This is a genomic window from Helicobacter rappini (genome assembly GCF_900198625.1).
Lineage (GTDB): Bacteria > Campylobacterota > Campylobacteria > Campylobacterales > Helicobacteraceae > Helicobacter_A > Helicobacter_A rappini.
Genome location: NZ_FZPK01000040.1, coordinates 20,464 through 36,143, shown reverse-complemented (window position 1 = coordinate 36,143; position 15,680 = coordinate 20,464). Strand labels below are relative to the sequence as shown.

Sequence of the window (15,680 nt, the reverse complement as noted above, 5' to 3'; positions counted from 1 at the left end):
GATTTGATAAATTTAGAAAAAGGGATACCATGTTGAGCTATTTTAGAAAGAAGAGAAAGGCGTATAAACAAAGGCAAATGATAGAAAAGGATAAAGGCAGTATGCACCCCACGCACTTTCCTTTAGTAATGTCTGCTATGGAACGAGAATATTTAGAAAACGCTTTTAAAACGCATAATCAAATCGTGGGGGGGGGGGGGGTGAATACCTTGAGTTTGGTTCCGGTGGCTCAACCTTTTTGGCTCTTTTGCATTCTAATATGCGTATTACAAGTGTAGAGTCTGATAAGAAATGGTTGGCACATTTAAGTGAATGGGATATGATAAAACAAAATTTATCTACGCAAAGACTATCATTTTTTCATGTTGATATAGGTAAAACTGGTGCATGGGGTGTACCTTTGGAGTTAAACAAAAGAGAGAGTTTCCCTAACTATTCTAAACAGATTTTTACCCATCGCAATGATTTTAGTATGGTGTTTGTTGATGGCAGATTTAGAGTAGCCTGCATACTTGCAAGTATTATATATTGTAAAGCAAATACAAGAATCTTGGTGCATGATTTTAATAATCGCCCACACTATCACAAAGTTGTGGAATTTTTAGATTTTGTGGATACTTGTGATACTCTTGCAGAATTTAAAATAAAAGAGAATATTGACCCGCAAAGATTACTTGCAATGTATGACAAATCAAGGTATGATTATGAGTAAGTTGGCACAAAGACAAAATTATGTTAAATACAGAATAAGCAACCAAGACGTAGTTGATGATTGTATAAATTATGATATATACATATTATCATAATCAAAAAACCGATCTATTTTCATAAGTTTTTTACACAAACTTAAGCGCGATAGTTTAACCTTTGTGAACAAGGTTGCTAAAAATCAAACGAGTTGGAAATACAACCATAATAACACCTGCAATTTCTGCAAAATCCAGATTTTATGGCATTGTTGCATTACATACAGCACAAGCATTTAAAACCAATAGCCTATTAAAACAGAGTTGAAATAGATTGGGTAGTATTATAAAAATAATTATTATAGGGAGTTAGCAATGTGTGGTATCGTTGGATATATCGGTGATAGAGATAAAAAAAGTGTGATTTTAAATGGTTTAAAAGAGCTAGAGTATCGTGGGTATGATAGTGCTGGTATGGCGGTTTTGCAAAATGAAAAGATTCAGTCCTTTCGTGCGGTAGGAAAGCTAGAGAATTTGAGTGAGAAGCTACAAAACATATCATTTGAGGGCTATGGACTAGCCATAGGGCATACGCGTTGGGCTACGCATGGCAAACCAACAGAATGCAACGCACACCCGCATAGTGGCACACAAAGCGCGATTATCCATAATGGAATCATTGAAAATTATAAGGAATTAAAAGAAGAGTTACAAGCAAAAGGCGTGCAATTTCAAAGTCAAACAGATACAGAAGCAATCGTGCATTTATTTGAATCTTATACGCAAACGCTCTCGCCAAAGGAAGCTTTTGAAGCAACGATTAAGCGATTGCAAGGCTCTTTTGCGATTCTACTTATCACAAAACTAGATTCTAATAGAATCTTTTATGCGAAAAAGCACTCCCCACTTCTAATCGGCTTTAATAAAAATAATCCTAATGAAGTCTTTTTTGCAAGTAGTGATGCAGCACTCATAGGGCTTATAGATAGTGTGATTTACCTTGATGATGGGGTGTATGGAAGCATTAGTGTAGATGAAATACAAAACTTAAAGTATGAGATAAAGCCCTTTAATGCGAGTAAAGAGAAGGCACAAAAAGATGGTTATCGCTATTTCATGGAAAAAGAGATATACGAGCAAGAAAGCGTTTTGCTTGAGACAATGGTGGGGCGAGTGAGTGAGGGGAGCGTGTGTTTTGAAGAGCTAGATTCTAACTTTTTTAATGCCTTTAAAAGCATTGCGATTTGTGCGTGTGGGACAAGCTATCATAGTGCATTAGTTGGTAAATATCTCTTAGAGAGAAAAGCGAAAATCCGCACGACAACGCATATTGCAAGTGAGTTTCGCTATGCAAAGCCTATGTTAGAATCTGATGAGCTTTTTATCGTTATCTCACAAAGTGGTGAGACTGCTGATACACTTCAAGCCCTAAAACTTGCGAAAGAAAAAGGCTTAAAAACACTTGTGATATGCAATGTGGATAATAGCTCGATGGTGCGTTTAGCTGATTATTGTCTGCTTACAAGAGCTGGGACAGAAAAAGGCGTGGCAAGCACAAAGGCATTTGCGACACAAGTTATGGTGCTATGGATCTTTTCAGTGTTGCTTGGATACAAAAGGGGCTGTATAGATTCTGTTGGCTTAAAGAGTGAGACAAGGGCTATGCTACATGCAAGAAGTGCTACACATATAAACCAGAATCTGCATGAAAAAATCAAGCGATTATCAAAGCGATATTTGCATGGACATGGCTTTTTCTTTATCGGTAGGGATATTTTCTATCCACTCGCATTAGAGGGGGCTTTGAAGCTAAAAGAGATTAGCTATCTACACGCAGAGGGTTATCCTAGTGGGGAAATGAAGCATGGTCCTATAGCCCTTGCTGATAGTGAGTTATTCACTCTTGCACTTATGCCTAAGAATTTATTATATGAAAAAAATAAAAGCAATGTAGAAGAACTCATTGCAAGAGATTCTACAATCTGTGCGATTAGTCCCATTGATTTTGAACTCGCTGATGATATCGTAAAGATTCCGCAATTTGAAAGCTATATGGAAGAGTTTTTCTCCATGATGGTTGTCTTGCAGCTTTTAGCATTAGAGATAGCAGTGCGGCTTAATAATGATGTGGATATGCCACGAAATCTAGCTAAAAGCGTTACGGTTGAATGATTTTATATGGAATCTTTATAAAGATTCTGTTGGTATTTTGATGTGGTTGTTAAGGTTTGTTTTGTAGTTTTAAAGATTTATTGTCGCTTTGAATCTTATTTTATATTGAATCTGTTTTGGCTATTAAAGCTATATTTTAGATTCTGCTATTAAGCTTTTTTGTAATGTTACACTTAGAATCTTTTTAGAGATTCTATAAACTCTACTTGTATTTTAATCTGGCTTTGTATTGAATCTTTATGATTTATAAAGTTATAAAATAAGCTTTTTTGTATGTAGAATTGCATAAAGACTTAAAGAATCTAGAAAAATTTATGCTTTCTCTCGTAGATTCTATGCTAAAACTTTTTTAATAAAACATAACTACATTTTATTATTAATTCCTAATATTGTCTTGCAATATATGCAATGTTTGTGTTATAGCCTGTTGTATATCATTTTCATTCATTTGCGTTTTTTCATAAGGTAAAATCACATATTGCTTACTCTTTGTCCCCCATTTCTTTGTGTCATACGCTGAAAATAATCCTATTGTTGGCACGCCTAGATTTGAAGCAAGATGTATTGTGCCTGTGCTTGGGCTAATGACATAATCCATTTCTTCTATCAATGCAGCAAGATTTAATATATCATCATCATTTTGAAAGATAATAAGATTTGAAATTTCTTGCTTGGTTTCATTTTTCCATGTAGATAGTGCTTCTAAAAAGTAGTCATGTATTTGTGGATAGGTGGCAACGACTGGGATACAATTTTGCATATTGCTAATATGGGCTATAATCTCTATGTAAGATTCTAAAGGAAGCGTATGTGTGGCTGTATGACTAAAGGGATTAATTAAAATGAGTTTAGAATTACCCCCCCCCCCCCTCGTTTTTGCATGATTAGCAATAAAAGATTTTACCTTTTCTTTTTGTTCCTGTGTAGTTTTTACTTTCGCATTATTAAGACAGATTGTCTTTATTTTTGTGTCAAATAACTTTGGATTGATTTTTCGCACATAGCTTAGACCCTGCTCATATCGTGTCATGTTGCGATATTTTGGTAAAAGATGCATGGGGATAGTCTTGCAACGCATGGAAAAGAGACTAGGTATCTTTGTAGTTGTAATAATTGTTTTAACATTGCTTGCTTGCAGGGGATAGAGATAACACCGCTTACAATTTGTAAGAATCGCATAATCAAGATGATATGAGTTAAATACATCAATATGACTTGCAATATCACCTTGTATATCATGCACAAAATCCACAAAATCACAATGTAGTAATAGATTTTTCATAATCGCATTACCAAAGACAATTACTTCGCACTTAAATATTGCTTTTAATGCAAAAAGTGGCTCAAGTGCGAAAATATTATCACCTAAACCATAAAAATGTATATAGCCAACCTTCATGTAATTTCCCTGCACTTAAACTTTTCGTATCATATTTTTAAAAGCAAGATTATAGCATAGTTACGAGTTTCTGAAATCTCTTATATCGATTTAGATTCTATGTCTTTGTATTATCAGCAGAGTTTTATAGCCTACTATTTATTACAATAAAATAAGTATAAAACTATATTTTATGTAATTTTAATTATAAAAATGGCTATTTAATAATTATATATTATAGTTTATCTATAAAAAAGTTTAAAAAAATGTAAAAAATTAAAATTACATATTGTATTTTTAAAAATTTACTGATATAATGCGATTTATAAATCACAACACAAGATTCCAAAACGGAGAACAATATGGGATTAACAAAACAAATTAGCTTTAATGCTTTTGAAATGAATTGTATTTCGCATTTAAGTCCGGGGCTGTGGCGGTATCCAAACGACCAAGCCCTAAAATATAAAGACATTGAATATTGGCAGAATATCGCACAAATCGCTGAAAAGGGGCTGTTTGACGCGGTGTTTATCGCTGATGTGCTGGGCGTGTATGATATTTATGGGGGCAATGATTGTGGGGCGTTAAAGACTGCCCTGCAAGTGCCTGTCAATGACCCCACACAACTTGCCGTGATTGGTGCGGCAGTTACTAAGCACATAGGCTTTGGGGTAACTGCTGGCGTGCCTTTTGAGCATCCCTATCCCTTTGCTAGACGCCTTAGCACACTTGATCATCTTACAAAGGGCAGGATCGGCTGGAACATCGTTACAGGCTATCTACCAAGTGCAAATAAAAATATGGGCTCAAGTGAGCTGCCGCACAATGAACGCTACGATGTGGCTGATGAATATATGGAAGTGATTTATAAGCTACTAGAGGGTAGCTGGGAAGATTCTGCGGTGATTTTAGATAGGGAGAGTGGGGACTTTGCCGATCCAAATAAAATCCATCACATAGGACATCACGGCAAATACTTTGATGTCCCGGGCATTCATCTGTGTGAGCCAAGTATCCAACGCACACCGGTGCTATTTCAAGCGGGGAATTCTACGCGTGGTAGGCAGTTTGCCGCTACTCACGCAGAGGCTATTTTCATAGCCCCTCCTACAAAGGAATACGCTAAAATCGCCGTCAAACAAGTGCGAGAAGCTTTGATACAAGCCGGACGCGATCCATATAGTGCCAAAATCTACATTCTAGCTACCATTATCACTGATGAGAATGAGAATCTAGCACAGGCTAAGTATAATGACTTGCTTAGTTACTCTAGCAAGGAAGGCTCTTTAGTGATAAATTCTGGTTGGCTTGGCGTGGATTTAAGCCGCTATGACTTAGAAGATCCATTAAGCAACATTAAATCAAACGCCATAGTCGCACAAGTAGAAGCCTTGAGTAACTCCACGACAGAATCTGGCAAGGAGTGGCGACTAAAAGACTTGCTAAAGCTCACAGGGCTAGGCTGTCAAGGACCAAAGTTTGTAGGCTCACCATCGCAAGTTTGCGATATTTTACAAGAAGTGATCGCATATAGCGATGCTGATGGCTTTAATCTAGCCTATGCGACAACGCCCGGGAGCTTTGAAGATGTCGTGCGTTTCATCGTGCCAGAGCTTCAAAATCGCGGCGTGTATAAAAGAGAATACGCACAAGGCTCACTGCGGCACAAGCTCTTTGGCAAGGGCGATAGGCTAGATTCTAGTCATATCGCTTCACGCTATCGTGTGGGCGGGGCTAAAAGCACAATCAATGATTATGCGAACACAGGGCGATTTAAACACAATAAGGAGCAAGACTATGTTATATGATTCACTGCCGCAAGGCATTTACATAATCCACGAAAATCCCGAGTGGATACCGCCTTTTAAAGAGGCATTTGATAGGGCTGGGGTGAGATTTAATGAAATCCTTTTGACACAAGGGGGGATCACTCTAGATTCTATCCCACCAAATGGGGTGTTTTGGAGTAGGCTTAGTGCCTCAAGTCATACGCGTGATAATGCCTTTTCTAAGGAATATGGTCGTGCGTTGTTAGCGTGGCTAGAAAGCTATGGGCGTTGCGTGATAAATGGCAGCTCTGTGCTAGAGCTTGAGGTCAGCAAGGTTAAACAGGCTTTGTTTTTAGAATCCTTTTTTAAGTCTCAAGGCGTGGATTTTAAAACACCAAAAACACTTGCGGTATTTGGGAAAAAAAGTTTGCTAGATGTAGCGAATAGCTTTACCAAAAAGCTAGGTAACAAGCCCTTTATCACAAAGCATAATCAAGGCGGCAAGGGCTTAGGTGTGCGACTTTTTGAAAATATAAATGAGTTTAGGGGCTATGTGGATTCTAGCGATTTTGAGCTGCCAATTGATGGCATTACGCTTTTGCAAGAGTATGTAGAATCTAGGGAAGCGTTTATTACGCGATGTGAGTTTATCGGCGGGAAGTTTCATTATGCGGTGCGAGTGGATACAAGCAATGGGGCATTTGAGCTATGCCCAGCTGATGCGTGTCAAATAGATTCTTTAGATTCTAAAGTGGATTCTAGTAGGGATTCTAAGTCGGCAAATTCTAAAGCAGAATCTACAAAGCGACCTGCTCTTGCTGGGGCGGCGTGTGAAGTGGGCGTTGGGGATAAGTTTAGTTTGCGGAAAGAGATAGATTTTGTCAGCCCTATTGTGCGGTGTTTGGAGCAGTTTTTAGCAGTGCATAATATCGCTGTGGCAGGGATTGAGTTTATTGAGAGTGTGAGTGGGGATATTGTGGTCTATGATATAAACACAAACACAAACTACAACTCCACACTAGAATCTAAGATTAGAGAGAGTGGCGGCGTGGCAGCGGCAGATAGACTTGTTAGCTTTTTAAAAGAGCAGTTTGACAAACAATAAAGGAGCGTAAGATGAAGTTTGGGTATTGGAGTCCGGTATTTGGCAGTTGGCTTAGGAATGTAGATGATGATAGCACGCAGTGTTCTTGGGAGTATATCCGCGATTTAGCGGTAAAGGCGGAGAATCTAGGCTATACACTCACCCTTGTGCCAGAGCTGTATTTGAATGACATTAAGGGTGAAAAAGCCCCTGCCCTTGATGCGTGGGCTATCGCTAATGGTTTGGCAGCGGTTACACAAAGCATTGAGATTCTAGCGGCTTTGCGTCCGCAGTATCATCAAGTAGCACTCACGGCAAAGCAGATTGCCACGATTTCGCAGATTTGCAATGGGCGATTTTCTATCAATATGGTATCAGCGTGGTGGGAAGAGGAGGCTAGGCAATATGGCATAAACTTTGACGCGCACGATGATAGATATACACTCACACACGAATACACCGATGTTTTGCGCGGATTTTGGAGTAAAAGCCCATTTCATCATAAGGGCAAGTATTTTAGCTTTGAAAATTCCTATAACGAGCCTAAACCGCCCAAGATTCCGCTTGTATATGCCGGGGGAGAGAGCGAGATAGGTAGGAATGCTATCACACAATTTGCAGACTTTTATCTCCTGCACGGCGGCACACTTGATGAAGTGAAAGCAAAAATTACTGATATGAAAGAGCGAAAGAAAAGGGCAGGATTGCCGCCATTTAAGGGCTTTGGTATGGCGGTGTATATGATTGTGCGTGATAGTGAAGAAGAAGCACAAAAAGAGCTAAAGCGGATTACCACCATTAAAAATTATGCCGATTATGAGAACTCTTATAAGAATTTTACAGGCAATTCACAGCTTGATGTAGAGATAAGTAAGCAAGAATATAGCGTGTCTAATCGCGGTTTGCGACCAAATCTAGTTGGCACGCCGGAGAGCGTAGCACAAAAGATTAGAGCCTATAAAGAAGCAGGGCTAGATTTGCTTATAATCCAGTGTGCTAATATGCAAGAAGAGCTAGAATATATCGCTAAAAAGGTTATGCCATTGGTGTGAGAGTGGAAGCATATTGATAGAAAATGCGTGAATGATCGCCACTTTAGTCGCTGCAAAGGATTAGATTTTCTTGCTATGACTTATTATGCGATCTGTGTTTTTTAAAGCATATCAATGCTACTAATCACTTGAAGTATTGTTTTAAAATCTGGGTTGTAAAAGTTAGAATACAGATTCTAAAAAGCTAAAGCTTGGCAAACCCACAAATATGGAAAACACCTAAAACATGCTTTTTAATTATAAACATCATGCTTCATTAAAAGTAATAACACACACAGCAATGGCATTTAAGCAGTCATGACTCATGCTAATTGCAATTTTTTGCATTCTAAAATTATTATATTTATTTTCATGTAGGGCTAGGTGCGGCTTTCCATATATATCTTTGTATATACACATATCATGAAATCCAAGTTCTTTGCCAATGCCAACACCAAGTGCTTTAGAACATGCCTCTTTTATCGCCCAAAATCCTGCTATTGTGTCAATCTTATATGATTCTATTGTGAAATTTGCTTGTAAATCATTGAAAATATCCTGCATTTGCGTGGTATATAAATCTAGGCTTTCTTGTGTGAAAAAATGTGTTTTAGTGGATATAAATTTATGAGACAAGATTTTAAAATCTTTATTATATAGCAATAGTTTCTCTTTATTTTTATAAGCAAGTAACATCTCACTTGGTAGTAAAAAACGCTCTAAAAAACCCAAGCCAAACTTTGCAATGGCATTTTTTATGCGTGATGTGGCAATAATATCTGTGCCAATTTCAAGATTCATAATGAAGCTATATTAAGGCTGGATTACAAAGTCTGGGAAGACAAAGCCTACTATACTACTATCTGTCAAAACTGCATTCACACTCGCAGTAAGTGTTGCAGCAAGTTTTTGTTTGCCTTGTGCACCTTGCAAGTCTGTCTTCATAAAGCCACTCACAGTATCAACGACAACAGAACGCACAATCTCAATCTTTGCATCAAGCTCTTTAGCTGCCGCCTTATCACTCATAATAATTGTCGCATTAAACTTAGCATAGCCAGCAGTGCGTAAATCATCTGGATTTGATGGTTTTAGCATCATGACAAACTCTTTTTCAATTGGATATAAATCCTTTGCATTGCGATATACGCCATAATAGGCGTTTTCATCAGCATGCACAACACTAAAACCAAACATACACAATAATATAAACAATATGTGTTTCATAACTTTCCTTAACAAGATTCTAGGAATCTTTTAATCTAGCATTAAAGCCTTGAAATCTTAAGGCTGTATAATAAAATCTGGGAATACAACTGCTGCTACCTTGCCATCTGTGAGCACAGAGTTAAGGCTTACTACAATCGCATTAGCAAGTTTTTGTCTGCCTTGCGAACCTTGTAACTCAGTAGCAAGATAAGCACTCGTAGCATCAGCGATAACACCTCTTACAATATCAAGCTTCGCATCGACCTCTTTTACCGCATTTTTATCAGCAAGTAAAAGTGTAGCCCTAAACTTAGCAAAGCCTGCAACACGCATATTTTCTGGATCCGGCGACTTTAGATTGATGATAAAATCTTTCTCTAAAGGCATGATAGCAACAGGATTTTTATATGCTTCATTTTGCAGTAATGCTTGCTGCTCTGGCGTTAGATTTGCGATTTGTGGTGGTGGCGCTGCATTGCCACCACCATGATCGCCCTCTTCATCTCCGCCCATAAACAGAAACACAACTACACCAATAAGTATAAGCACCGCAACAACAACGCCTATAATGATAAAAATAAGTCCTTTGCCCTTTTTCTCTTCTGCGGCTGGTTTTTCTTCTTCTGCCATGTTTGCTCCTTTATTTTGTAAAATACATCAAAGTCGTCTGTCCAAACTTACTTTTTTTCACAAGCTGAAATATCCCTATTTGCGTATCAAGCTGGATATTACTCATACTTTCAATGACTATCATATCGACTTTTTGCGTAAAATTTTCATCAAAAGATTCTATAAAATGCCAAATCTTTGTATAAATATCGCCAAAACCTTCTCGACATGCAAATGGTGGGTCCATATATAATACAAATTGATTTGTTTGCATTGTGGAATTTAAAGCTGGAATTATATCATTTTTTACTTGAAAATCTGTGTTTTTTGCAAAATTCATTATAGAATCCTGTGATTGCAGACAATCTTTATAGTGTGCGTTTATGCTAAAAGGCGTGGTTATAGAATCGTTTGTGTCTCTATGATAGTTCTTATGTTTCTGCCAAAATAGACTGATATTTTCACATAGATTCTTAAAAGCCCCCATGTTTTTCTCAAAAAATACAGCCGAACTAGCCCCAAGAGATAAGGCTTCAAAGCCCATTTGACCACTCCCTGCAAAACACTCAACAAAGACTTTATTATAAAGGTTATGTTGCATGGTATCAAAAAAGGACTTTTTCACAAGGGCTTTTGTAGGTCGTGTCGTGCTATTAGATTCTAAAAAAAGCCCTAAGCCTTTGTATTTTCCCCTATTAATTATAAATTTTTCTTTTTTATTTTGTGTGCGATTTTGCTTTGCTTTGTTTTGCTTACGCATATTTTTCCTTGTAGTAACTTGTTTTGGGGGTTTTATGGAATTTTAATTTGTAATCTTAGCATAATTTAGATTTTAGCCGATATTGATACATAACAACCAATTCTATAATTAGATTGCCTATTGTTATATTTGGCACTAAAACAACATTGTCTATCCAAGTTGTGGATATAAAAATCAATAATCATGCAAGCAATACAATATTCACTCCATATACATGCTCAAAACCCCAAATCTTTAACCCCGCTTTTTAGTAACATTTCACTCAGTCTTGGTTACTATGAGAGACTTTATATTAATATGACATAACTATTTATGATTTATATCATCGCATTCTTGCAATGTCGTTGTATTTTTGGAATCTTTTGTTTGTAATGATTTGAGTAGCGATTTATTGCCCGATTGGCATGAGGCATCTTGTATGACTAGGGTATCGCCTTTTATTTGCACTTTTTGTGATTGTGTTGTTTTATTTTGTGTGGGGTTTGTTTGGGTTTTATTATCTGTGATTGTGTTGGCATTTGCTGTATATATACTGCATATAAGGCTAAATAAAAATATAGATAAGATTCTATATATGGATTTATAGAGATAGTGTAGAGATAGTGTTGCTTTAAAATCTATATTTATATGTGAATAGGTTGAGTTTAGTTTCTTAGATATTTTACTTTTTTTATTGTAAAAATTAAGGGATTTTTTGTGGGTATTTTCTACAATAATTTTATGTGTAGGATCAAGCAAAAGATTCTGTTTAGAATCTATTTTAAAGTCTAGATTCCATAGCTTTGTGGATAAAGCTTTATGTTTATTTAAATGTAACATAGACTCTACACTAGACATTTCGCTACGCTCAATATGACAAAGATTAGAATCTACTTTCGACATACCGCCTTGCTTAATAAAACATGCTGTTTTAGAATCTACATTAAACATTCGCTTATCTTCATAAATATCAGCAAAAACACTAGTATCTTTACTATCTACATTCTCTTTCATTAATAATTCCTTTGACACAAATTACAAAACACAATCACACACTTTTGTTACAAGTCCAGAGAAATAGATTAAGCCATTATTATAAGATACTTGCAATTTCTCTTTGCTTGGTGGTATAAGCGTATAGGTTTTGCTAAAATCTCTTAGGCTGACATATACCGCACATGCACCTGTGCCACAGGCTTGTGTGATATTTTCTACCCCCCTTTCAAAGGTTACATAATAGATTTTATCATTCTCTCTTATAGCAATATTTACATTTGCATCATACTTATGTCTTAAATGTGAGAGAAACTCTAAGTCATTGCTAAGCAAATTAAACTCTTTCATAGAAGTAGCAAAATACACTAAATGCGGGATACGCATGATAATATGCTCAAACTCATAGACACTCCCCTTTTTATTCTCAACGATATTGCCTTGCAGGACATATTCGCCAAGATTGCTTTGCACATAAGCATGTTTTGAATCTATAATTTCTTTAATGCTTGTATCAATGATCCCCGCTCCACTTAGAAAACTATGATTTTGCGTAGCAAGTTTATTATGAAAAGCATATAGGCTTACAGCTCTACTTGCATTTCCACACATACCAGCAAAACTGCCATCAGCATTGTAAAACTCCCATTTATATGCGATATTAGAATCTTTACTCTCATAAGGCAAAACTACAACCATGCCATCAGCCCCAATCCCATAGAATCTATTGCAAAGCTCCACTGCCATCTTCGCACGATTTTGCTCCAAAAAGCTATGAAATATCAAAAAGTCATTACCACTCGCACAATATTTGCTTATAATCATATCTAATCCTTTAAGCCACAAACCACAAGAAACCCGCCTATTATACCCAAAATCCTTAACTTTTGTAATAAAGTGTAAGGCTTTATCGCAATATTAAGCTATTTTGTTATAATTTCACTCTTTAACTTGTAGAATAAATAGGGGATTTTAATGGATAATACAACTACACATACAACTGATGAAAATATGCCACCATGGGATATAAACAGAGTCTCACCAAATCCCATTGACCATAAACTTGTATTTACAAAGCCGCTTGATATTTTCTCAATGACACAAAATAGCACGCATTCACGCCAAACACAGCCTATAATGCAGCAAAAAACACAGACCAACCAAACCACCACACAAAATCATATATTAATCCCACAGCCAAAAGATTCCAAAAACGAGATTCTAGCACAAAGCAATGTAGCACAGACTGAAAGCACAGAGGCAATAGCCCTTGCCCTAAAATACAGACCAAAAACTTTTGCTGAACTCGTAGGGCAGGAAAGTGTCGCAAGGACATTGTGTCTAGCCCTAGATAGTAAGAAAATCGCTAATGCGTATCTATTTAGCGGCTTAAGAGGGAGTGGTAAGACCTCATCAGCTAGAATCTTAGCTAGATCCCTGCAGTGTGAAAGGGGCATTACCTCTAGTCCTTGCGGGACTTGTGCGAATTGTATCGCCGCATTAAAAGGCGCTCATTTAGACATTACAGAGCTTGATGGTGCGAGTAATAGAAAGATTGATGATATGAGAGATTTAATCGAGCAGACCAAATACAAGCCTACAATGGGACGATTTAAAATCTTTATCATAGATGAAGTCCATATGCTAACAAAAGAGGCGTTTAACTCACTTTTAAAAACGCTAGAAGAGCCACCAAACTATGTGAAATTTATCCTAGCTACCACAGACCCGCTAAAAGTCCCGGCGACAATACTAAGTCGCACACAACATTTTCGCTTTAAAAAGATTCCAACAACAGCATTAAAAAATCACCTAGCACATATCCTGCAAAAAGAAAATGTAAGTAGCGATGAAGCAAGCCTAGATATGCTGATACGAAATGGACATGGAAGCCTTAGAGATACCCTAACCTTGCTAGACCAAGCCATTGTCTTTTGTCAAAATAGCCTTAATACGCAGAAGTTAGCCGATATGCTAGGCGCACTAGACCCAAGTGCCTTTGACACGCTTTTTCAAGCCCTTTTAAGAAAGGATATGCAGGAATGTATAAAGTTTGCTAAATCGCTGGAGGGCTATGAGATTGAGATGATATTAGATGAGTTAAGCCTTTATATTAAGAATAAAATGCTAGAAGAGATACCACAAATCCCGCCCGTTTTAGGCATGCGTTATGCGAATATTATTAATGATTCTAAGGCTATGTTGCAGCTTGATTGCGATAGTGATTTTTGTCTGTTATTAACCATTCTAAAAATGCTTGAAGCCCAGAAAATACGAGAGATAGCAAACGCACTAAAACAGCTAGAAAGTATGCAAACCCCAGCTCAAAACGCACAAATCACGCAATTATCAAACGACTATATAGCCACACAAAATAGTATGGAATCTAAGAATGCTATGCAGGTGGATTCTATAAATCCCATGCAGTCTAATACTTCTGTAGATTCTATAAATCCCATTAAAGATTCTATAAATCCTACAAACACTAAAGATTCTATAAATAAAGATTCCTTACCACAAACACAAACAAGTGTAAATTCTAATCTCACAATAGAATCTAGCAATAAAGATTCTATAACACATATTAATACCGCACAAGATTCCATAAATCCTATGCAGTATAATGATTCTGTTAAAAATTCCATAGATTCTATAAATGCGACAATTCCTACAAACTCCAAAGATTCTATAAGTCATGTAAATTCTAATTCCCCAAATTCTACTTCTTTGGATTCTATACAACCTATAGAAGCGAGAGAATCTAAAGATTCCATAACATATTCTATAACTAAAAATACAACCCAAACAGAAATATCCAACCAAACAACACAGAATCTACAAACTACACAAATTCAACAAAACACACAGAATCTAACACAAGATTCTAATGCTTTTATAGAATCTAAAACCAATACACAAGAATCTAGCAATAAAGATTCTAATCTCTCTTTAAATACTCATAACCTAGTGCATTCTAATACTTTAAATAATTCTAATTTATCAATAGATTCTAATAGCCTAACAGAATCTAGCAAAGCCTATATTAATCAGCAAATAGACCCCAGCACAATGGAAACCAATATAAAAACCCCACAAAATGAAACTATAAATACAATACAAGAAAACAACACACAAGCAGAGTTAATAAAAGATTCTATAAATAAAGATTCCATGCCACAAGCACAAATGAGTGTAAATCCTAATTTCACAATAGAATCTAGCAATAACGATTCTATAACACATCTTAACACCGCACAAGATTCTAACATTCAAACAGAATCTAAACTAGATTCTAATATTTCACAAAATTCTAATAATCTAACAGAATCTAATAACTCAATAGAATCTAACCCCACACAGCAAAGCCAAATAGATTCTATAAACTCACAACAAGAAACAAACAAACAACCCTTTAGCCTTACAAAAAATGACCCACTTTTTACAGCACTTATAACAAGGCTATATGAAAGGGATTATAATATAGGCAGTCTTTTTGAGAATAAAATCGCATTTGACAAACTCACAAATAATATATTGCATCTTATCTTTTACACCACAGAGGAAGAGACAGGCACATTGAGACAAGCATATAGCGGCATTATGCAGGTTATGAAAGAAGTCTATGGAGATTCTATAAAAATGCAGGTTGCAAAGCAAAGCCCACAGGATTTAGAAAAACTCATGCAAAGCACAACCACAAGAGCCACTCAAATAACACATAACAAACCACAAACCAAACAGAATCTAAACGAAATAACAGATAATAACCCCACCCATACACAACAAGCAGAACCACAGAATCTAAACACAGAAACAAATAATAATCAAGCAATGAGTGCAGACCCTGCCATGCAGTTTATCGCGCAAAATAGCGATATGCTAAAAAGTATGCAAAATGAACTCGGCATAAAAGATATGAAAGTCATATCATTGCCTGTATCAACGACACTGCAATAAGTAATGCAAGGGCAATGCAGTTTTAAACGCATTATACCAACCAAGCAATA

Annotated in this window: 14 protein-coding genes; 7 read left to right on the top strand and 7 right to left on the bottom strand. The window is 36.5% G+C overall.

The genetic code is table 11. The features are described from left to right. Positions 1–29 precede the first annotated feature (29 nt). The 3 genes from C6H17_RS08270 (at position 30) to glmS (ending at position 2,858) form a co-directional block, all read left to right on the top strand. A complete protein-coding gene (locus C6H17_RS08270; RefSeq protein ID WP_004087157.1) occupies positions 30–278 on the top strand; it encodes a hypothetical protein in 249 nt (82 codons plus the stop codon). Continuing rightward, positions 260–712: a hypothetical protein gene (locus C6H17_RS08265; protein ID WP_004087158.1), complete on the top strand. Its 453-nt coding sequence runs from the start codon at positions 260–262 to the stop codon at positions 710–712. The genes C6H17_RS08270 and C6H17_RS08265 overlap by 19 nt, the downstream gene beginning before the upstream one ends. A gap of 349 nt (positions 713–1,061) precedes the next feature. Then, a complete protein-coding gene (gene glmS / locus C6H17_RS08260; protein WP_005218611.1) occupies positions 1,062–2,858 on the top strand; it encodes a glutamine--fructose-6-phosphate transaminase (isomerizing) in 1,797 nt (598 codons plus the stop codon). A 376-nt stretch (positions 2,859–3,234) separates the two neighbouring features. On the opposite strand, the gene C6H17_RS08255 is transcribed toward glmS, so the two are convergent. After that, a complete protein-coding gene (locus C6H17_RS08255; RefSeq protein ID WP_005218613.1) occupies positions 3,235–4,257 on the bottom strand; it encodes a glycosyltransferase family 9 protein in 1,023 nt (340 codons plus the stop codon). Between the two features lie 341 nt (positions 4,258–4,598). Here C6H17_RS08255 and C6H17_RS08250 point away from each other — a divergent pair, with 341 nt between their 5' ends. Genes C6H17_RS08250 through C6H17_RS08240 form a run of 3 tightly spaced genes read left to right on the top strand, consistent with a single transcriptional unit; the run spans position 4,599 to position 8,144 of the window. Beyond that, positions 4,599–6,047, top strand: coding sequence for an LLM class flavin-dependent oxidoreductase (locus C6H17_RS08250; protein WP_005218621.1), 1,449 nt, complete (start codon positions 4,599–4,601; stop codon positions 6,045–6,047). Next, positions 6,037–7,113 (top strand): ATP-grasp domain-containing protein, encoded by a 1,077-nt coding sequence (locus tag C6H17_RS08245; RefSeq protein ID WP_005218623.1) that lies wholly within the window; start codon positions 6,037–6,039, stop codon positions 7,111–7,113. The genes C6H17_RS08250 and C6H17_RS08245 overlap by 11 nt, the downstream gene beginning before the upstream one ends. Before the next feature lie 11 nt (positions 7,114–7,124). After that, the gene (locus C6H17_RS08240) at positions 7,125–8,144 is read left to right on the top strand and encodes an LLM class flavin-dependent oxidoreductase (RefSeq protein ID WP_005218625.1); all 1,020 of its coding nucleotides are present in this window, start codon (positions 7,125–7,127) and stop codon (positions 8,142–8,144) included. Positions 8,145–8,390: 246 nt separating this feature from the next. Here C6H17_RS08240 and acpS read toward each other — a convergent pair whose 3' ends face one another. The 6 genes from acpS to dapF form a co-directional block, all read right to left on the bottom strand. Next, entirely contained in the window at positions 8,391–8,924 is a 534-nt protein-coding gene (acpS, locus tag C6H17_RS08235) for a holo-ACP synthase (protein ID WP_020995705.1), read from the bottom strand. 12 nt (positions 8,925–8,936) lie between these two features. Further along, complete coding sequence (locus tag C6H17_RS08230; RefSeq protein ID WP_005218628.1) at positions 8,937–9,350, bottom strand: flagellar basal body-associated FliL family protein; 414 nt, start codon at positions 9,348–9,350, stop codon at positions 8,937–8,939. 57 nt (positions 9,351–9,407) lie between these two features. Further along, positions 9,408–9,962, bottom strand: a complete 555-nt coding sequence (locus C6H17_RS08225) for a flagellar basal body-associated FliL family protein (protein WP_104731394.1) — start codon at positions 9,960–9,962, stop codon at positions 9,408–9,410. Between the two features lie 10 nt (positions 9,963–9,972). Next, on the bottom strand, positions 9,973–10,701 hold the full coding sequence (locus C6H17_RS08220; protein ID WP_005218633.1) for an RsmD family RNA methyltransferase: 729 nt from the start codon (positions 10,699–10,701) through the stop codon (positions 9,973–9,975). A 306-nt stretch (positions 10,702–11,007) separates the two neighbouring features. After that, positions 11,008–11,694, bottom strand: a complete 687-nt coding sequence (locus tag C6H17_RS08215) for a hypothetical protein (protein ID WP_005218635.1) — start codon at positions 11,692–11,694, stop codon at positions 11,008–11,010. 21 nt (positions 11,695–11,715) lie between these two features. Continuing rightward, on the bottom strand, positions 11,716–12,498 hold the full coding sequence (gene dapF, locus C6H17_RS08210; RefSeq protein ID WP_020995706.1) for a diaminopimelate epimerase: 783 nt from the start codon (positions 12,496–12,498) through the stop codon (positions 11,716–11,718). A 150-nt stretch (positions 12,499–12,648) separates the two neighbouring features. On the opposite strand from dapF, the gene dnaX reads away from it, so the two are divergent. Then, positions 12,649–15,630: a DNA polymerase III subunit gamma/tau gene (dnaX, locus tag C6H17_RS08205; protein WP_020995707.1), complete on the top strand. Its 2,982-nt coding sequence runs from the start codon at positions 12,649–12,651 to the stop codon at positions 15,628–15,630. Positions 15,631–15,680: the final 50 nt, after the last annotated feature.